This is a genomic window from Qipengyuania gelatinilytica, from assembly GCF_019711315.1.
GTDB classification, from domain to species: domain Bacteria; phylum Pseudomonadota; class Alphaproteobacteria; order Sphingomonadales; family Sphingomonadaceae; genus Qipengyuania; species Qipengyuania gelatinilytica.
The window spans coordinates 2,632,653-2,650,114 of record NZ_CP081294.1; the positions used below are offsets into that span (position 1 = coordinate 2,632,653).

Sequence of the window (17,462 nt, forward strand, 5' to 3'; positions counted from 1 at the left end):
AGGTATTTGAGAAATGAGTGGGCCGCGCAAACTCACGATCGACATCTGGTCCGATGTCATGTGCCCCTGGTGCCTTGTCGGCTGGGGCAACCTCAAGCAGGCGCTGGGCCAGCTCGACGGCGAGCTCGACGCGGATATCCGCTGGCATGCCTTCGAACTCAATCCCGAGATGCCCGAGGAAGGCGAGGAGCGCACCGCGCACATCGCGCGCAAATACGGCCGTACTATCGAGCAGTCGAAGCAGGTCCGGGGCCAGATGCGGCAGGCTGCGGAAGCCGCTGGTGTCAGCCTCGATTACGAGGGTGATACAGATCCCGCGCCCGATGCCATGATGTGGAACACCTTCGCCGCGCACAGGCTGCTGACCTGGGCGCTGGAGGAGCATGGTGCCGAGAAGCAGACCGAGCTCAAACTCGCGCTCTTTAAGGCCCATTTCAACCAGCGCCGCCGCATCGGCGAACGCGACGTCCTGCTCGACGTGGCTGAAGAGGTCGGGCTCGACCGCGCTGCCGCCGCCGCCGCGCTCGACGACGAAGAACTCGCCCGCAAGACCCGCGTCGAGGAACGCGCCGCGATGGAAATGAACATCACGGGCGTGCCCGCGATGATCGTCGAGGGACGCTTCATGATCCCCGGCGCGCAGCCGCCAGAAGCCTATGTGAACGCGCTCAGGCGGGTAGCGGAAAAGACTGCGGCTGCTTGAAGCGAAGGGCGGAAAAGAACCGCTTCAACAGTGTTTTAATCACTGTATCGCCGCGTTACAAATCGATGCAAATCGAGGCCTGACGCATTTGCCTCGCTCCCATAACGTGACCTTTACCGGCCGCTGCCAACGGTCGTGGAGTCACATTCAATGGGGTCGAAATGCAATATTCGAAATCTGCCCACCTAACGGGATATCGTACCTTGGCGCTTGCGCTTGCTCTGTCGGCTTGCGGTGGGGGAGATAGTGGTTCACCCCCGCCCACGACGGGAGGCGGCACGCCGACACCGACGCCAGTTTCCGGTCCTGGCACGAGCTTTTCATCGCAGCCTGAGGCCGTGACCAAGGAAGCCTTCGCGGCTTTCGATTTCTCGGCTAGCGGCGCTGCGCGTTACGAGTGCAGCCTCGATGGGTCTACGGCTGAGGCTTGCGAAAGTCCCTACCTTGCCTTTCCACTCGAGACAGGAGCGCACACCCTCAGTGTCACCGCCTATGACAGTGCGGGCAATGCCGGCCCATCCGCCAACGCATCCTGGACGGTGAGCAGCATCTTCGGCGATAGCGCAGACGCATCGCTCCACCCCGAGATCACCCGTACAACGGTAAATCCAGCACCGGTGGCGCCCAACAGCTGGAAGGGCATCCTGCGGATCAACTGTGACTTCGCCCATTCGGACTATGACGATCCCATCGTCTTTCCCGGACAGGACGGAGCGGCGCATCTGCACCGGTTTTATGGCAACACCCTGCTGGACGAGAACAGCACGATCGAAAGTCTGTTCACCAGTGGAGAATCGAGCTGCCAGGGCAATACCCTGAACCGCTCTGCCTATTGGATCCCCGCGTTGCTCGCTCCCTCATACGATCCGGGCACCGGCAGCAGGCTGGTGGACAGCGATGGAGAACCTGCGTGGAAAGTGGTGCCTGCCGTCGTCGGGAATGACGATGTCGCGCACGAGGTCTTCTATTATTCCGCTGGCGTGTCCGACCTGAGCTCGATCCAGCCCATTCCGCTCGGGCTGAAGATGATTGCCGGCAACCATATGGGACAGCCGGGAATGGAGCAGGACACGTCCATCGTTCGCTGGCACTGCCAATCGTGGTTTTCCGATGAAGCGACCAATCCGCAGTGGAGCACCTCGATCCCCGAATGCGCAGCGCCCGACAGGCTGCGGATGGATATTTTCTTCCCCAGTTGCTGGAACGGAACCGATCTCGATTCCGCCGATCACAATAGCCATCTGGCATACCCGATCGAGACGGGCGCGCTGACGGTCTGCCCATCGACCCATCCGGTCCCGATTATCCGGGTAAGCTTCCACTACGCATGGGGCGTACTTCCCGATGTTTACGATCCGGCGACCGAGACCAGCCGCGGCTGGCGCATGGCCTCGGACAGCTACGACGTAAGTACGGCGACGCCCGGGGGCATGTCGTTGCATGGTGACTGGTTCAACGCCTGGCACCCCGAAGCACTACAGGCGATCCTCGACACCTGCATCAAGGGCGGTCTCGATTGTCACGATGGCAATCTTGGTACTGGCTTCAGGCTATCGGGCACGCGCCCGGGTACGCAATCCGAGCCGCCGGTCATCGGCATGGGGCATGGCACGTAACAATGCCCCACCGGCATGAACCGGCGGGGCGTCGCTCGTTGTTACGGAAGATGTTTGCTCGAGCGACTGTCCAGCTTTGCCTGCCGAGTCTTGGGGCGCTTCATTGCGTCCGGCGTGGTTTCGTTCGGGAGCTGGTCCCGAGCCTGAACTGAGCCAAATTTGCAAGATCGTGGTTCTCCTGCTCTTCTAGCTGTTGCGGTCGAGAATGCAGGGGAACCAGGATGAAGCATTTCGCAATTGGAGCCGTACTCGCTCTTTCCCTAGCCGGGTGTTCTCCGGAGACACTCCAAGTGGATAGTCCTCGGGAGAACGTGCTCGAGCTCGAGGTGCAGGGCCTTACCTTTGTCGGTCCCGATACGATCAAGTCCGGCTGGACGACCATTCGCGTCATCAACAAGGGCGGGATGACGCACCACGCGCTCATATATCGATTGCCCGACGGGATCACTGCCGAGATGGTGGACGAACAGGTCGTCGTGCCGATCCAGCAAAGCCTGACAGCCGCAATCGCCGGTGACACGGAGAAGGCAGCCGCGATCGCAGCGACCATGCCGGCATGGGTTGGCGACCTCACATGGCTTGGCGGCCCCGGCATGATGTCGGATGGTGTTACCGGCGAAGCGACCATGTTTCTCGAGCCGGGCAACTACATCGTCGAATGCTATGTGAAGACCAACGGCGTCCAGCATAATTACAATCCCGAGCCGGGCGAATTCGGCATGGTGTTCCCGCTCACGGTAGTGGCCGAAGACGGCGGAATGCCCGAGCCCGATGCGAATGTGACGCTGACGCTCTCGAACAGTGGCTACGAGATTTCACAGGGCGCCTTCGTCCCCGGCGAAAACTCGGTGCGCGTGAATTTTGCAGAGCAGCAACTCTACAACAATTTCGTCGGCCACGATGCCCATGTCTTCCGCATCGATGAAGGCACCGATGTCGATGCGGCGGCAAGATGGCCCGATTTCTTCCCTATCGATGGCCAGCAGACCCCGGCACCCGCTCGGTTCGTGGGCGGAATTCACGACATGCCGGAAGGCACCACCGGCTATTTCAAGCTTACGCTGGAGCCGGGCGACTACGGGATAACGGCGGAAATTCCGAATGCGAAGGAAAGCGGTTTCTTCCAGCGGTTCTCCGTTGCGGCTGCCGAGTAAGTAAGCTGCCTGCTTGGGTCCCAACAGAAACGCCCCACCGGCATGAGCTGGCGGGGCGTCACTCGCTGTGAATCTTGGCGCGAGATTAGCTCGAGCGATTATCCTGCATCGCCTGGCGCGTCTTGGGACCCTTCATCGCGTCCTGCGCGGGGTTGTCAGAACCCACTTCGGGCTCTCGGTTGTCGGGATCGAAGGCGCGATTGAGTTCACCGCGCGAGCCGACCTGGCGGTTCACTTCGCCGCCCGACGAGCTTTGCTGCGAGGGCGTATGGTATTCGGTGAGTTCGTCGATCAGGTCGTTATCGGGGTGCATGGACTGGCGTTCCGGCATGAGAATATCTCCTTTGCCCTATCAACGGCCAAGCGGCTGAAAACGATCCGCGATTCGTCGCGTGTATGGCCCGTTCGGGCAAGCGGCTAATAACGGTGGCAGATAACCAGCACGCGCATTACGCCCGGCTCATTGCTGAATACCTCGGTCGCGTGGCCGGTTTTCACGTCCTTCAGCACGGTCCTGACCCGCTTTGGTATCTTCCATGCAGGAACCCAGCGGTTCTTCTTGATGTCCGCGCCCAGCGCCTCGGCCACATCGCGGGCATCGCCGCAATCGCGGATGGCCCGTGTCTCCTCGCGGAAGCGTTCGCGCGAGACCTTGGAGCTTTCGACCGACAATTGGATGAGGTGGTAATGTGGTCCGGAGCCGGAACCGCTTTGGCCTGATGCTATACCGGGTAGGGCCATTGCCAAGCTAGCTGCCGCCAGTGCAGTTGCCTTGATCGGGCTCTTCACTTTCGCCACGCTGTCTCTCCTGCCGCGAGGCCTTTGTAGCCTCAGGACGGTCAGCGGCCCTTGCGTGGCAATCTACACGAATGGCGGGAAGGCGCCAAGCGGGGGGCGGCAAGGAGTTGGGCCGGTGACCGGACCATCATCCCCGCTGCACCCGGCGGCACGAATTACGCTGCCATGATCGCTCTGACGAATTCCTTTGCCCTTCCGTCGAGGCTCTTCGCCTCGCCCTTCAGGCCGGTCGCCGATTCGAGCAGCTGTTCGGCTGAATTGCCAGTATTGCGAGCCATCTCGCGGATCTGTTCGATGCTGGAGGTGATGTCGTACACACCCGATGCCGCGAGATCGAGGTTGCGGGCCAGTTCCTGGCTGGAGAGCGATTGCTCGTCCACGGCCTGCGCGATGGCGGTGGCCGTGACTTCTACCTCGCGAATGTGCTGGCCGATCGCGAGCAATGCGTCGGCACTTCCGCGGGTCGAGCTCTGCATGGTGGCGATCTTGCTTGCGATGTCCACGGTCGCTTCGCGGGTCTGGCAGGCGAGTTCCTTGACCTCGCTCGCGACGACCGCGAACCCGCGGCCGGCCTCGCCGCCGCGGGCAGCCTCGATCGAGGCATTGAGGGCGAGCAGGTTGGTGCGATCCGCAATCGAGGCGATCAATTCGACGACTGCGCCCACCTCATCGGCGGCGCTTGAGAGCTTGCCCATCATTTCATCGGCGCTCGGCGGAAGCGCGGGCGTCCTGCGCAAGGCTCGCAGACTGTCCAGCTTGCTTGCCGATCTCTCTGATCGACATGGCGAACTGATCGGTCGCAGCCGCAGCCGAGGTTACGCCGACCGAGGTCTCGCCCATCTTGAGCGAAACATCGTCGACGAAGCCGATCGACTGACTCGCAGCGCTGGCCATGCCGCTTGCGGTCACTTCAAGCTGGCCGGAAGCCGCCGCGACATTGGTCACCACTTCTCCCATGCCGCCTTCGAACTTCGTGGCGAGACGACGCAGGACCTCCTGGTGGTCTTCGTGAGCCTGCCGCTGGAGGTCGGCCAGGGCTTCCGCACTCTCACGGAAGACGACGAGCGCGCGTGCCATTTCGCCGATCTCGTCTTCGCGCCTCACGCCCGGGATCGCGATCGAGTTGTCGCCTGCGGCCACGGCGGTCATCGCGGTGGTGATCCTGCCGAGTGAGGATGAGACCTGCCGGGCCATTGCGCGGGCGGCGAGCAGGATGATTGCAATGCAGGCCGCGATCAGCGCAAGCGACGCGATCACGATCCAAAGCTTGAGATCGGCCAGCTCGCCCTGCGCCGCTCGCGATGCTGCGGTCAGTTCCTCTTCGATCTCGCTCACCTGTTCGGACAACATGCTACCGCTCAGGTCGATGCCAGCCGACAGCGTCATCGCTGCCTCAGTGGGTCCTTAGGTGTCGACGGACTGGTTCAAGGCCCTTAGCTCCGGCTCGAATGCATCGACCTGGCCTCGCAGCCATTCGATGCGTTCGCGCGAGGTGCTTTCGTTGGTTTCGCTTTCGATCGCCGCCTCGAGCCTTCCCTTGGCCGTCTCGAGCGCCGCGAATGCCGCGTCGATGGATGCGGGATCGGCGGTCACTGCGTGGCGCGAAGCGTGGTAGCGGCTCTGTGCAATTCCCTTGTTGAGCTGCGAGGCCGCAAGGGCGCGGTCTGCCATGACCCCGTCTGTGTTCGTTGATTGGACAACACAGTTGATTTCGGGCATCCGCCTAGAAGCAATTTTTTACAAAAAAATGTTTTCTTCCCAATAACTTAACAGTTAACGAGAATTAGAAACTATGACCAAAATGTCATAGTTGTCATTTGTGTTTGAATTCAGGTTTTTGGCTTTGGGTTCCGCCCGATTCAGATCAGTCCCAGCCGCTCCAGTTTTCCGGCGAGCTTGCCCGGCAATACGTCGCCGATATCCTCACCCTCTTCAAGGTCGCGCGGTGGTTCGCCCTTGAGGTAGCGCCAGCCCTGGTGGGCGCGCTTGGGGCGGGGGTGGACGCGGATGAGTTCGGGCTTGAGGTCGATCGACCAGCGGCCCGTAGAAGTCTCGCTGAAGCCGAGGATTTCACTGCGCGCAACGATGCTGTGCTGGTGGATCCAGTACAGCGAGCCGCCGATGCACTGTTCCCACTTGGTCGGGCGATAGCGCGTGGTCAGGTTAGGGCTGCGTCGCTGCGCATACCAGCTCTTGATATCGGCAAAGCTCTGCGCGCCGAAGGCGATCTTGGTCAGGTGAAGCGGCATGGGCGTTTAATCTAGGCAATCGGTCGGGGTCCTCAACCCCTTCAGACGACCTGCATCGCCACGGCAAGGCCGAGGAAGGCGAAGAAGCCCATCGAATCGGTGATCATGGTCACGAAGACGCTGGAGGCTACTGCAGGGTCCTGGTCGAGCCGGTCGAAAGCTACCGGAACCAGCACGCCCGCAAGGCCCGCGGTCACAACGTTGATTACCATGGCCAGCGCGATGACGAGGCCGAGCAGCGGTGTGAAGATCAACGCCGTCGCCGCCCCGACCAGCACGGCGATAGTGACGCCGTTGAGGAAGGCCACGCGCAATTCCTTGCCCAGGATGCGCCGTGTGTTCGAACTGGTCAACTGGTTCATGGCGATAGCGCGCACGGTCACCGCCATGGTCTGCGTGCCCGCATTGCCGCCGATACTGGCGACGATCGGCATGAGCACGGCGAGCGCGACCAGTTTCTCGATCGCCGAGCCGAACAGCGCGATGATAAGCGATGCAACCAGCGCCGTTCCGAGGTTCGCCACCAGCCAGCGCACGCGGCTGGAGTAAGCTTCGCGGATCGGTTCGTTGATGTCGCCTTCGCCGGCACCCGACATCAGCAGGGCGTCCTCGCCCGCCTCTTCGGCGATGATGTGGACGATGTCGTCGACCGTCATCTGGCCGACCAGCCTGCCGTCATCGTCGATCACGGCGGCGCTGATCAGGCCGTATTTCTGGAACATCAGCGCGACCTCTTCCTGGTCGAGCTCTGCCGGAATCAGCGTCTGGTCGCGCTTCATCACGTCGCCCAGCTGGACGCCACGCGGTGTGCGCAGGATCCACGAGAGCTGGCAGGTGCCGACCGGATGCATGCGCTGGTCGACTACGAAGACTTCGAAAAAGTCCCCCGGCAGTTCGCGCTCGTCGCGCAGGAAGTCGATCAGGTCGCCGACAGTGATATGTTCGGGTACAGCCACGAAATCGCGGCTCATCAGGCGCCCGGCGGTCTCCTCCGGATAGGAGAGAGCCGTCTCGATCGCGGTGCGGTCTTCAGGGTCGAGTTCGGCGAGGATGGCCTTCTGGTCATCTTCGTCCAGGTCTTCGATCAGCTGGACGGCATCGTCCGTCTCGAGCTGCTCGGCAATCTCCGCCACCGCATCGGCGGGCAGCGCCTCCATCATCTCTTCGCGCACGTAGTCGTTGAGTTCGGCAACGACTTCACTGGTCATCAGGTCAGTGATGGCCGTGGCAAGCTGGTGGCGCTCGTCCTTCTCGAACAGCTCGAGAAGGTCGGCGACGTCGGCAGGATGGAGCGGCTCGACAAGGTCGTAGACCTCGCCGGTATCGCCTGCTTCGAGGGCGTCCTCGACAGAGCGGACGAACTCGCGCTTGAGCGTGTTCTCCTCGTCCATGCGCTCGTCGTCGATGCGGTCGTCCGGGCGGCCGCCTTCGTCCGGCGTTTCCGCCAGCATCACATCGTCTTCGAGGGAGCGATCGTCCTGCGCCATGGCGCGAAAGCTCTAGGCAGTAAGGCACATAAAGCAAGCGGATGGTGGCAGTGAGGTGGTGACACTGCGGCCACAATCCCTATGTAGGCGCCAATCGAATTACAGGAGAATCCTCACAATGGCCGACAAACTGACCTTCACGCTCGACACCGGCGATGGCGACAACAAGGACGTGGTGATCAAGCTGCGCCCCGATCTCGCACCGGGCCACGTCGAACGTATCACGACGCTGGCCGGTGAAGGCTTCTACGATGGCGTGGTCTTCCACCGCGTGATCCCCGGCTTCATGGCGCAGGGCGGCGATCCGACCGGCACCGGCATGGGCGGCAGCGACAAGCCCGACCTCAAGGCCGAATTCAACAGCGAACCGCACACCCGCGGCACCTGCTCGATGGCCCGCACCCAGGTACCCGACAGCGCGAACAGCCAGTTCTTTATTTGCTTCGACGACGCCGAATTCCTCGACGGCCAATACACCGTCTGGGGCCAGGTCGAGAGCGGCATGGAGCACATCGACGCGCTGCCCAAGGGCGAGCCGCCGGCAAACCCGGGCAAGATCGTGAAGGCGACTGTGTCGTAAGGCTCTAAATGAGCGGGATCGCAATCCTGATGCTTATAGCGGCGGTTCCTCTAGGGGCCGCCGCTTCTTATTTGGCTTTCCGGTTTTTTCCGAGCCCTCGCTGGCGAAGAGCGCTGTTCCTCGTCTCTGTGCCTATTGCGCTCTATTTCGGATGGTTCTTGAGCTATGGTTGGCCAGAGGAAGACGATTGGCCATGGTTCTGGACAGGCCTTATCTTCGTTTGGCCATTCTTCATTACCTGGGGAGTGGGGTGCGTTCTTGAACGTGTGGTTCGGCCCACTGCGACGCCATCCGGTGATTGAATCGCTTTTACATCCCCGCTAAAGCGCCTCCTCCCATGAAAACGACCACTTCCCCCAAGACCTACAGGGTCAAGAGCTTCGGCTGCCAGATGAATGTCTATGACGGCGAGCGCATGGCCGAGATGCTGGGCGAGCAGGGCATCGTGCCCGCTCCCGAAGGCGAGGAAGCTGACCTCGTCGTGCTCAACACCTGCCACATCCGCGAGAAGGCGGCGGAGAAGGTCTATTCCGACATCGGCCGCCTTACCAAGGCTGGCCGCGCGGCGGGCAAGACGCCGCTGATCGCGGTCGCGGGCTGTGTCGCACAGGCCGAGGGCGAGGAGATCATGAAGCGCTCTCCGGCGGTCAGCATGGTCGTCGGCCCGCAGGCCTATCATCGCTTACCCGAGATGCTGGACAAGGCCGTGAAGGGCGAGCGCGCGACCGACACCGACATGCCGGCCATCGCCAAGTTCGCCGCGCTGCCCGAACGTCGCCGCACCAATCCGGCAAGCTTCCTCACTGTGCAGGAAGGATGCGACAAGTTCTGCACCTATTGCGTGGTGCCCTATACGCGCGGTGCGGAAATCAGCCGTCCGTACAGCGACTTGGTGGTCGAAGCGAAGAAACTGGTCGATGCGGGCGCGAAGGAAATCACGCTGCTCGGCCAGAATGTCAGCGCTTGGTCGGGCGAGGATGAGAAGGGCCACGCTGTCGGACTCGCGGGCCTCATCCGCGACCTTGCCAAGGTCGATGGCCTCGCGCGCATTCGCTACACCACCAGCCACCCCGCCGATATGGACGATGATCTGATCGCCGCCCATGGCGAGATCGACAAGCTCATGCCCTTCCTCCACCTGCCGGTGCAGGCGGGCAGCGACCGCGTGCTCAAGGCCATGAACCGCAGCCACACGGCGGAAAGCTATCTCAAGCTGCTCGAGCGCTTCCGCGCCGCGCGGCCCGACCTCGCGCTGTCGGGCGACTTCATCGTCGGCTTCCCCGGCGAGACCGAGGCCGAGTTTGCAGAAACCCTCGCGCTGGTGGACGAGGTCCAATACGCGCAGGCCTTCAGCTTCAAGTATAGCCCACGCCCCGGCACTCCCGCCGCCACGATGGACGGGCAGGTGTCGAAAGAAATCATGGACGAACGCCTCCAGCGTCTCCAAGCCGCGCTCAACCGCGACCAGCTGGCCTTCAACGAGGCAAGCGTGGGCAAAACCTGCGAAGTCCTCGTCGAACGCAAGGGCAAGCACGCGGGCCAGTGGCTCGGTAAATCGCCGTGGCTCCAGAGCGTCTGGTTCGAAGGCGATGCGGCCATCGGCGATCTGGTGCAGGCCGAACTGGTCGAAGCGGGCCCCAACTCGCTCGCCGGAAGTTTGCGCGAGACTGTCGCGGCCTGATCAGCCTTCCGGGGTGTCCACTGGCTCGAGGTCGATGAATTCGGGCGTTTCGGCGATCACCACGGTTCCGGTGTCCGTTGTCATCTCCGCCGGAGCGACCGTGGGATTGGACGGATAGGCCTCTCCATCGAACTTCAGCAGTGCGTTGCCCGAAGGCCCGCCGCCGCCGGACACTGCGACCGTAATGTCCTTCCAGCCATTCGTCTCGCTCTCCATCACAGTCACCGGCGTGCGCGAGACGCTGACATCGCCGACCTTGCGCCACATCGGTCCGGCAGGGGCGAGCACGAGCGTCGGGCATCCGCCCGTGCCGCAGAAGTAGGGAGCGGCGAGATAAACGATCGCCTCGTCGGCACCGTCGCCGTCAAGGTCGCTCCATGCCAGCGCGTAGCGCATGGCCCCGGCCTCCGGGTACTCCTGCAACAGGAAGTGCCTTATGTCGTCTTCGCCGGAGGGGGCAGCCGCTTCGCTCGCTTGGGTCTCGGGAGTGGAGGTCTCTGCTGCATCGTCGGGTTCGGTCCCGGAGGAACATCCTGCAAGGGCAACCAACGTGGAGGCGGCGAGGGCAACACGAAGCATCTGCATTCTCCCGGTACTGCGAAACGATGCGGGAGTGTGATCGCAGCCCCTTCGCATGACAAGCCGGTTACTTTCCACCGCCATCACATGGCCCCCTTCTTGCGCGATACGCGTTGAAGAGTAACCTTCCGACTCGAAAGCTAATGCGAAAGGAGCAGATGGCTCGCAAACCAGCACGGCAGGCCGATCCGGTCTTGACCAAACCGCCCGCACCGCAGCGCGAAGTGCGCCGCGCGCAACTCGATCTCGAATTCGAAAACCAGAGCCTGCTTGGCGCGCTTTTCGGACAGTTCGATGCCAATCTCGTGCAGGTGGAAAACCGGCTGGGCGTGTTCATTTCGGCTCGCGGCAATTCCATCCATATCGAGGGGCCAGAGGACAGCGTGGCCCGCGCGCGCGACGTTCTCAACGAGATGTATGACCGCCTCGCCATGGGGCAGGATCTCGACCAGGGCGCTATCGAATCGCTGATCGCCATGTCGAACGAGCCAACGCTCGACGGCATCATGGACGGCAAGCCCGACGGCCCGCCGATCATGATCCGCACGCGCCGCAAGACCATTGTGCCGCGCAGCGCCATGCAGGCGACCTATATGCGCAGCCTCGTGCGGGACGACATCATCTTCGCGCTTGGCCCTGCAGGGACCGGCAAGACCTATCTCGCTGTGGCACAGGCCGTGGCGCAGCTCATCAGTGGCAGCGTCCAGCGCCTGATCCTGTCGCGACCTGCGGTGGAGGCGGGCGAGAAGCTGGGCTTCCTGCCGGGCGACATGAAGGACAAGGTCGATCCCTATTTGCGCCCGCTTTACGACGCGCTCTACGACTGCATGCCGCCCGAACAGGTCGAGCGGCGACTGGCTTCGGGCGAGATCGAGATCGCGCCTATCGCCTTCATGCGCGGCCGTACGCTGGCGGACAGCTTCATCATCCTCGACGAAGCGCAGAACACCACGCGCGAGCAGATGAAGATGTTCCTCACCCGCTTCGGCCAGAACAGCCGGATGGTGGTGTGCGGTGACCCGCGGCAGGTCGACATTCCCGGCGGCGACGGCATGAGCGGTCTTGCCGATGCGGTGGGCAAGCTGGAAGGCGTCGAAGGCTTCGGCACCATCCGCTTCACAGCCGCAGACGTCGTCCGCCACCCGATCGTCGGCCGCATCGTGGAGGCCTACGAAGGGCCGACTGCGTAAGTGGACCTCGACATTGAAATCGACGGCTGGCCGGACGATCCGGACTGGGAAGCGCTGTGCGAGCGGGCCCATGAAGCCATAGCGGCTGTCGAGCCGGCGCTGGCCCATGACCGCCTGACCACGAGCGTCTTGTTCACGTCCGACGAACAGGTGCACGAGCTCAACAAGGAATGGCGCGGCAAGGACAAGCCGACCAACGTCCTTTCCTTCCCCATGCTCGAACGGGGGGAATTGCTCGAACTGGGCGAGGACGGTCCGCCCGAAATGCTCGGCGATATCGCTCTCGCATTCGAAACTTGCGAGCGAGAGGCGTTGGAGAAGAGCATGAGCCTTGCGGATCATACGACGCATCTGCTCATTCACGGATTCCTGCATCTTGCAGGTCATGACCATGTCGATTCCGACGAGCAGGCGGCGGCGATGGAAACACTAGAGATCGACGCGCTTGCAAAACTGGGTATAGCGGACCCATATGGGGACCGCTGAATTTTAGGAGTTTACGACCCGGCCCATGGCCAATTCTTCCCCCCCCGCCGGAGACGCGGAGAGTAGCAGCGGGCTGTGGCCCGCCATCCGCAAATTGTTCGACGCCGAAGGTGGCGAGCGGTCCCTACGCGCACAGCTCGAAGAGGCAATCGACGAGCACGAAGGCGAAAACGGCTCCGAAGACACCGCGGATACCGCCAAGGGCGATCTCTCCGGTGTCGAGCGGCAGATGCTGCGCAACCTGCTCCATTTCTCGGAACATGATGCCGATGATGTCGCGGTGCCGCGCGGTGAGATCATTGCCATGTCGGCGGATGCCACCTGGGACGAGGTCGTCGCGACCTTTTCCGAGCACGGGCATTCGCGCATGCCGGTCTATCGCGGCCAGCTCGACGATGTGATCGGCATGATCCACATCAAGGACATCTTCCCTTTCCTCGCAGAGAAGAAGACTCCGCCTGCCGACTGGACGGTGCTCATGCGCCAGCCTCTCTATGTGCCGCAGACGCGTAATGCGCTGGACGTACTGGCCGATATGCGTGCGCAGCGCATGCACCTTGCCATCGTGCTCGACGAATTCTCCGGCACCGACGGCATCATCACCATCGAAGACCTCGTCGAGGAAATCGTCGGCGAGATCGAGGACGAGCATGACGACGCTCCCGAGATCTGGATCGCGTCGATCGGCGAGGGGATGTGGGATTGCGACGCGCGTGCCGAGCTGGACGACGTAGCCGACAAGATCGATCCGCGCCTCGCAGAGGTCGAGGAATCGGTCGATACACTGGGCGGCCTCGCTTTCGTCTTGGCAGAACAGGTGCCTCCGGTCGGCAAGGTACTGGAACACCCCAGCGGCTGGCGGATCGAAATCACCGACGGTGACGAGACCCATGTCACCCGCCTGCGCCTGCACGCTCCGGACGATGAGACGCAAGCAGACTGACCCTCGATGATAGTTGCGCGAAAGCGAACATTCTGCCTCGACAGCCTGCGGTTTGGTGAATAGGCCGCTCACATGGCTGTCCGCAGGCTCCCCCCGCTCCGCGCCCTCGAGGCCTTCGTTCGCACCGTGCGGCTTGGCTCGGCGCGTGCAGCGGCGGACGAGTTGGGACTGAGCCCCTCGGCTCTTTCGCGCCGGATCGGAAACCTCGAAGACTTCGTCGGCAAAAAGCTGTTCACGCGCGCACGCCAGGCGATGCAGCTGACCGATGATGGTCACGCGTTCTACGAAGCGGTGAACCCGCAGCTGGAGGCGCTGGCGAGGGCGGTGGAAAGCCAGTCCGAGAACCTTTCCGTGCTGCGCCTTCACCTTGGCGTTTTGCCGCTGTTCGGCAGCCAGCGCCTGTTTCCGCGCCTCGCGGAACTGCGTGCACGCCATCCGCTGCTGCATATCGATATCGACACGGGACCCCATCTCGAAGACCGTGTGGGCGATACGCTGGATGCGGCGATCATCCTGTCGCGCGGACCTGCCAGCGGCCTCCATGCAGTGCGGCTGGACTTCAACATGGTCCATGCGATCGCGAGCAAGGAATTGGCAGCCAAGCTGGGTGACGAACCCGATCTGGATGTGCTCTCCAAGCAGACGTTCCTGATCCACAACGAGCTTCCCGAAAGCTTCCGTGCGTGGAAGGCGGAACTCGGCCTGCACGAATTCGAGCCGACGGCGATCGATCACTATGATTCAGGCCAGCTCATGCTCGAAGCAGCGGCGCAGGGGCTGGGGATCGCGATCATGCACGATGATCACCTCAAGCGTGCCGCGGACAATCGCCTGACGAACCTGTTCGGCGCAGCAGTCGAAAGCCCCTACAGCTACTGGTTCGTCTGCAAGCCCACCGCGCTGGAGGAACGCCCCGTGCGCCTCTTCCACGACTGGCTGGTGAAAGCCGGCCTCTAAACTTCGGGCGCGCCCGTCGGCGGCTTGTAGCGCACCGCATCGACCACATGTTTGAAGTCGCGCAGCGGCTTGCCGAGATTGGCGACCAGCTGCTCCTCGATCTCCTCGCGCGCCTTGGCGGCGATGGCCTTGCGGCCACGATGATCTTCAGGGCTGAACGGCTCGAGATAGATGATGCGCAACTTGAATGTGCCTCGCCGCGCCATCACGCGCATGGCGTTGTGAAGGCCGCTCTCCTCGCCGACCCACGCGATTTCTTCGGAATTCTCGCCGTAGTCTACGACTGCGGGCTGGACCATCACGCCGGGTGGGGGCGGCTCGAGGACGGAAATCATCGAAGACTTGAACGGCAACAGCGAATGCCCGTCGGTAACGGTGCCTTCGGGAAAGACGGTGACCGACCAATTGTCCTGCAAGGCCTCCTTGAGCGCATTGATCTGTTCGGCGACGCCCATGCGGTGTTCCCGCTTGACGAAAACGGTCCGGTTGAGGCCGCACAGCCACCCGATCACCGGGACCTGGCTCAATTCCCACTTGGCGACGAATGCCGTTCCGCTGGCACCCGCCATTGCGAGGATGTCGAGCCAGGAGACGTGGTTCGAAATGAAGAACACGTCGCGACGCAAAGGCGTGCCGACTACCTCGACCCGCGCGCCGACAACCCGCGCTGTGTAGCGCAGGAACAGCATGGGGAAGGGCGAGCCATAGGCGAAAATGCGATAGGCATAGTGCAGCGGCACGAAGACCAGCAGCAGCGCCAGGATGCCGATCGTGCGCAGGACGAAGCGTATCCAGCCGGCAATCGTCAGCGCCACGTTCTCGCCGCGCGCAGCAGCAAGACGTTTTGCCGAATAGCGGGCGAGCTTGCGATCAGCTTTCGCGGTCGAGCCGGACGCCATAGAGTTCCATGCGGTGGTCTACGAGACGGTAGCCGAGTTTCTCTGCGATCTGTTTCTGCAGCGCTTCGAGTTCAGGGTCGACGAATTCGACGACCTTGCCGCTTTCGACATCGATCAGGTGATCGTGATGGGCTTCGGGCGCCGCCTCGTAGCGGGCGCGGCCATCGCCGAAATCGTGGCGATCGAGAATGCCCGCTTCCTCGAACAGGCGAACAGTCCGGTAGACGGTTGCAATCGAGATGCCGGGATCGATCTTGTTGGCCCGTTCGTGAAGCATTTCCACGTCGGGATGATCGTCGCTCTCCGACAGCACCTTTGCGATAACGCGGCGCTGTTCGGTGATGCGCAAACCCTTGTCGGCGCAGAGCTGTTCGAGGTCGATACGTTGATGCAATTCGGCTTCCCAAAAGAATGACGCCCCGCACCCTTATCGGGCCGGGGCGTCTTCCTCAAGGCGAACCGAAGGGCTTTATGCAGCCTTCTTGCGACCGCGCTTCTGGCCGGGTTTGCGACCAAGACCGATCTTCTTGGCAAGATCGCGGCGCGTGTCGGCGTAATCGGGGGCGACCATCGGGTAGTCGGAAGGTAGGTCCCACCGCTGGCGATACTCGTCGGGGGTCATGTCGTGTTCGGTCGAAAGGTGACGCTTGAGCATCTTCATCTTCTTGCCGCAGTCGAGGCAGACGATGTGATCCTTCTTCACCGAGGCGCGGATCGAGACGGCCGGATCGGGTCGGACTTCTTCCGGTGCACCACTGCCGCCGAGGCCGGACAGGGCCGAATAAACGTTCGATATCAGCGCGGGGACATCGTCAACCGCAACGCTGTTATTGGAAACGTGTGCAGCGACGATGTCCGAAGTGAGCGTAATGAGGGTTTCGGACATATCGACTTCGAATTCTTCCATAAGGCTAACTCCCAACTATTAGGAGGCCTATTCGGAGTTTTTATGGCTGTCTACTGCAAATTGTAAAAATCCGCCATACCTGTCGCGTGTATACAACTCTGGCAGTGTATCGGCGATTTCAGCCTACTTCGCGGGCAAAGGTCAGCGCATCGATCGGGTTGCCCAGTACTGTCCGATAGTAATCGGGGCGCAGGCCGATCTGGGTGAAACCGGCATTGCGATAGAAACTTTCCGCCGGATTGTTGGCGCGCATCTCGAGGAAGACCTTGGTTGCCTGGCGCTGTGCTGCAGTATCGAGGAATCGGCCGAGAAGCCTGCGACCGACGCCGGTTCCGCGCAACGCAGGGCGTACCGCAATGAGTAGCAGCTCGATCTCGTCCAGCGCCTGTCTGGCAAGGACAAACCCTGCGGCGGGCTCGCCTTCTGCGCAGGGATCGCCAAGCTCATTGGCAAGAAGCATGAACACAGAGGGAGTAAGAAGCGAGTCTTCTACTTGCCTGCGGGTCCAGGCTTCACGGAAATGCGGGTCGAAGGCCTCCTCCATCACTTCCATGAGTTTGTCGAGATCGGTCACCGGGCAGGCGCTTTCGCATCGGGCGCCCTGCCATATTTGGGCGAGAGGTCGGTCGTGAGGACGCTTTCGGGAAGAGCCAGCGCTTGGCGCGCGTCGGGCAGGCAGTCGAACGCTGCGGCCGTGCCATCGGAAAGCAGGGCTGCGAGGTCTGCTGCACGATTGCCGGCGATGTCGGCAAGGATGTCTGACGCCGCAGCTTCGGCCGGCTGAAGCGAACTGGCCTCCGAGCGAGGAGTGCCATCGCCATTGAAATTCTGGACGAACCACTGGCCGTGACCACCATTCATGCAGACGGTCAGCGGCTTGCCGGGGTTCGCCATTCCAGCTTCGGCCCGTGCGAAGGCTGCGACCAGCGCTAGTGTCGGGTAACCCCTGACTTCCGCGCTCCATGCGATACCGAGCGCGCGCGCCACGGCGAGGCCGATCCGCACGCCGGTAAAGCTTCCCGGACCAAGGGAAACACGGATCGCATCGGCGTGTCCCTGATCCTGCAAACCCGCAATCATGGGAACGAGCCGCTCCGCATGGCCGCGACCCAGAACTTCGTGATGCGCGTCGATAAGCGCGTCATCCTCGAAGAGGGCGACGGAACAGGCCTCAGTGGCGGTCTCTATTGCAAGCGTACGCATTGGCTGCGCCCTGCCTCAGCCGGACGCAGC

General features: G+C 62.3%; 21 protein-coding genes and 1 pseudogene. 9 read left to right on the plus strand and 13 right to left on the minus strand.

Annotated elements, in window-relative coordinates:
• The first annotated feature begins 13 nt into the window (after window positions 1–13).
• From K3136_RS13035 to K3136_RS13045, 3 genes are all read left to right on the plus strand, one after another.
• Window positions 14–703 carry a DsbA family oxidoreductase gene (locus K3136_RS13035; RefSeq protein ID WP_221430723.1) on the plus strand — a complete coding sequence of 230 codons (690 nt, stop codon included), beginning with the start codon at window positions 14–16 and terminating at the stop codon, window positions 701–703.
• 338 nt (window positions 704–1,041) lie between these two features.
• On the plus strand, window positions 1,042–2,319 hold the full coding sequence (locus K3136_RS13040; protein ID WP_221430724.1) for a DUF1996 domain-containing protein: 1,278 nt from the start codon (window positions 1,042–1,044) through the stop codon (window positions 2,317–2,319).
• Between the two features lie 290 nt (window positions 2,320–2,609).
• A complete protein-coding gene (locus K3136_RS13045; protein ID WP_221430725.1) occupies window positions 2,610–3,473 on the plus strand; it encodes a hypothetical protein in 864 nt (287 codons plus the stop codon).
• Window positions 3,474–3,558: 85 nt separating this feature from the next.
• Here the strand turns inward: K3136_RS13045 and K3136_RS13050 are convergent, their stop codons facing one another.
• The 7 genes and pseudogenes from K3136_RS13050 to mgtE all read right to left on the minus strand — a co-directional run bounded on the left by K3136_RS13050 (window position 3,559) and on the right by mgtE (window position 8,007).
• Window positions 3,559–3,804 (minus strand): hypothetical protein, encoded by a 246-nt coding sequence (locus K3136_RS13050; RefSeq protein WP_221430726.1) that lies wholly within the window; start codon window positions 3,802–3,804, stop codon window positions 3,559–3,561.
• An 86-nt stretch (window positions 3,805–3,890) separates the two neighbouring features.
• Window positions 3,891–4,271, minus strand: a complete 381-nt coding sequence (locus K3136_RS13055; RefSeq protein ID WP_221430727.1) for a hypothetical protein — start codon at window positions 4,269–4,271, stop codon at window positions 3,891–3,893.
• Window positions 4,272–4,426: 155 nt separating this feature from the next.
• A pseudogene (locus tag K3136_RS13060) lies at window positions 4,427–4,918 on the minus strand (methyl-accepting chemotaxis protein); the annotation flags it as partial.
• Window positions 4,919–4,970: 52 nt separating this feature from the next.
• A complete protein-coding gene (locus K3136_RS13065) occupies window positions 4,971–5,657 on the minus strand; it encodes a HAMP domain-containing protein (protein WP_221430728.1) in 687 nt (228 codons plus the stop codon).
• An 18-nt stretch (window positions 5,658–5,675) separates the two neighbouring features.
• Window positions 5,676–5,942 carry a hypothetical protein gene (locus tag K3136_RS13070; protein ID WP_221430729.1) on the minus strand — a complete coding sequence of 89 codons (267 nt, stop codon included), beginning with the start codon at window positions 5,940–5,942 and terminating at the stop codon, window positions 5,676–5,678.
• Between the two features lie 188 nt (window positions 5,943–6,130).
• Window positions 6,131–6,520, minus strand: a complete 390-nt coding sequence (locus K3136_RS13075; RefSeq protein WP_221430730.1) for a DUF1489 family protein — start codon at window positions 6,518–6,520, stop codon at window positions 6,131–6,133.
• A 41-nt stretch (window positions 6,521–6,561) separates the two neighbouring features.
• Window positions 6,562–8,007, minus strand: a complete 1,446-nt coding sequence (gene mgtE / locus K3136_RS13080; RefSeq protein ID WP_221430731.1) for a magnesium transporter — start codon at window positions 8,005–8,007, stop codon at window positions 6,562–6,564.
• 118 nt (window positions 8,008–8,125) lie between these two features.
• Between mgtE and K3136_RS13085 the strand changes: the two genes are divergently transcribed.
• Window positions 8,126–8,587, plus strand: a complete 462-nt coding sequence (locus tag K3136_RS13085; protein WP_221430732.1) for a peptidylprolyl isomerase — start codon at window positions 8,126–8,128, stop codon at window positions 8,585–8,587.
• Window positions 8,588–8,924: 337 nt separating this feature from the next.
• Window positions 8,925–10,268 carry a tRNA (N6-isopentenyl adenosine(37)-C2)-methylthiotransferase MiaB gene (gene miaB / locus K3136_RS13090; RefSeq protein WP_221430733.1) on the plus strand — a complete coding sequence of 448 codons (1,344 nt, stop codon included), beginning with the start codon at window positions 8,925–8,927 and terminating at the stop codon, window positions 10,266–10,268.
• Here miaB and K3136_RS13095 read toward each other — a convergent pair whose 3' ends face one another.
• Complete coding sequence (locus K3136_RS13095; RefSeq protein WP_221430734.1) at window positions 10,269–10,847, minus strand: hypothetical protein; 579 nt, start codon at window positions 10,845–10,847, stop codon at window positions 10,269–10,271.
• 158 nt (window positions 10,848–11,005) lie between these two features.
• On the opposite strand from K3136_RS13095, the gene K3136_RS13100 reads away from it, so the two are divergent.
• From K3136_RS13100 to K3136_RS13115, 4 genes are all read left to right on the plus strand, one after another.
• Window positions 11,006–12,037 carry a PhoH family protein gene (locus K3136_RS13100; RefSeq protein ID WP_221430735.1) on the plus strand — a complete coding sequence of 344 codons (1,032 nt, stop codon included), beginning with the start codon at window positions 11,006–11,008 and terminating at the stop codon, window positions 12,035–12,037.
• Entirely contained in the window at window positions 12,038–12,523 is a 486-nt protein-coding gene (gene ybeY, locus K3136_RS13105; RefSeq protein ID WP_221430736.1) for an rRNA maturation RNase YbeY, read from the plus strand.
• Window positions 12,524–12,548: 25 nt separating this feature from the next.
• Window positions 12,549–13,466, plus strand: coding sequence for a hemolysin family protein (locus K3136_RS13110; protein ID WP_221430737.1), 918 nt, complete (start codon window positions 12,549–12,551; stop codon window positions 13,464–13,466).
• Window positions 13,467–13,538: 72 nt separating this feature from the next.
• A complete protein-coding gene (locus K3136_RS13115; RefSeq protein ID WP_221430738.1) occupies window positions 13,539–14,423 on the plus strand; it encodes a LysR substrate-binding domain-containing protein in 885 nt (294 codons plus the stop codon).
• On the opposite strand, the gene K3136_RS13120 is transcribed toward K3136_RS13115, so the two are convergent.
• The 5 genes from K3136_RS13120 to tsaB all read right to left on the minus strand — a co-directional run bounded on the left by K3136_RS13120 (window position 14,420) and on the right by tsaB (window position 17,432).
• Window positions 14,420–15,322, minus strand: a complete 903-nt coding sequence (locus K3136_RS13120) for a lysophospholipid acyltransferase family protein (RefSeq protein WP_221430739.1) — start codon at window positions 15,320–15,322, stop codon at window positions 14,420–14,422. The genes K3136_RS13115 and K3136_RS13120 overlap by 4 nt on opposite strands.
• Window positions 15,294–15,716: a Fur family transcriptional regulator gene (locus K3136_RS13125; protein ID WP_221430740.1), complete on the minus strand. Its 423-nt coding sequence runs from the start codon at window positions 15,714–15,716 to the stop codon at window positions 15,294–15,296. The genes K3136_RS13120 and K3136_RS13125 overlap by 29 nt, the downstream gene beginning before the upstream one ends.
• Before the next feature lie 75 nt (window positions 15,717–15,791).
• A complete protein-coding gene (locus K3136_RS13130) occupies window positions 15,792–16,229 on the minus strand; it encodes a Ros/MucR family transcriptional regulator (RefSeq protein ID WP_221430741.1) in 438 nt (145 codons plus the stop codon).
• A gap of 118 nt (window positions 16,230–16,347) precedes the next feature.
• Window positions 16,348–16,803, minus strand: a complete 456-nt coding sequence (locus tag K3136_RS13135; RefSeq protein WP_247711366.1) for a GNAT family N-acetyltransferase — start codon at window positions 16,801–16,803, stop codon at window positions 16,348–16,350.
• Window positions 16,800–17,432 (minus strand): tRNA (adenosine(37)-N6)-threonylcarbamoyltransferase complex dimerization subunit type 1 TsaB, encoded by a 633-nt coding sequence (gene tsaB, locus K3136_RS13140; protein WP_221430742.1) that lies wholly within the window; start codon window positions 17,430–17,432, stop codon window positions 16,800–16,802. The genes K3136_RS13135 and tsaB overlap by 4 nt, the downstream gene beginning before the upstream one ends.
• Between the last annotated feature and the right edge of the window lie 30 nt (window positions 17,433–17,462).

What these genes read in the sequence shown, in the direction of transcription:
- K3136_RS13035 (WP_221430723.1), top strand. Translation starts at nt 14, where the DNA reads ATGAGTGGGCCGCGCAAACTCACGATCGACATCTGGTCCGATGTCATG.
- K3136_RS13050 (WP_221430726.1), bottom strand. Translation starts at nt 3,804, where the DNA reads ATGCCGGAACGCCAGTCCATGCACCCCGATAACGACCTGATCGACGAA.
- K3136_RS13065 (WP_221430728.1), bottom strand. Translation starts at nt 5,657, where the DNA reads ATGACGCTGTCGGCTGGCATCGACCTGAGCGGTAGCATGTTGTCCGAA.
- K3136_RS13070 (WP_221430729.1), bottom strand. Translation starts at nt 5,942, where the DNA reads ATGGCAGACCGCGCCCTTGCGGCCTCGCAGCTCAACAAGGGAATTGCA.
- K3136_RS13075 (WP_221430730.1), bottom strand. Translation starts at nt 6,520, where the DNA reads ATGCCGCTTCACCTGACCAAGATCGCCTTCGGCGCGCAGAGCTTTGCC.
- mgtE (WP_221430731.1), bottom strand. Translation starts at nt 8,007, where the DNA reads ATGGCGCAGGACGATCGCTCCCTCGAAGACGATGTGATGCTGGCGGAA.
- K3136_RS13085 (WP_221430732.1), top strand. Translation starts at nt 8,126, where the DNA reads ATGGCCGACAAACTGACCTTCACGCTCGACACCGGCGATGGCGACAAC.
- miaB (WP_221430733.1), top strand. Translation starts at nt 8,925, where the DNA reads ATGAAAACGACCACTTCCCCCAAGACCTACAGGGTCAAGAGCTTCGGC.
- K3136_RS13095 (WP_221430734.1), bottom strand. Translation starts at nt 10,847, where the DNA reads ATGCTTCGTGTTGCCCTCGCCGCCTCCACGTTGGTTGCCCTTGCAGGA.
- K3136_RS13100 (WP_221430735.1), top strand. Translation starts at nt 11,006, where the DNA reads ATGGCTCGCAAACCAGCACGGCAGGCCGATCCGGTCTTGACCAAACCG.
- K3136_RS13110 (WP_221430737.1), top strand. Translation starts at nt 12,549, where the DNA reads ATGGCCAATTCTTCCCCCCCCGCCGGAGACGCGGAGAGTAGCAGCGGG.
- K3136_RS13115 (WP_221430738.1), top strand. Translation starts at nt 13,539, where the DNA reads ATGGCTGTCCGCAGGCTCCCCCCGCTCCGCGCCCTCGAGGCCTTCGTT.
- K3136_RS13120 (WP_221430739.1), bottom strand. Translation starts at nt 15,322, where the DNA reads ATGGCGTCCGGCTCGACCGCGAAAGCTGATCGCAAGCTCGCCCGCTAT.
- K3136_RS13130 (WP_221430741.1), bottom strand. Translation starts at nt 16,229, where the DNA reads ATGGAAGAATTCGAAGTCGATATGTCCGAAACCCTCATTACGCTCACT.
- tsaB (WP_221430742.1), bottom strand. Translation starts at nt 17,432, where the DNA reads ATGCGTACGCTTGCAATAGAGACCGCCACTGAGGCCTGTTCCGTCGCC.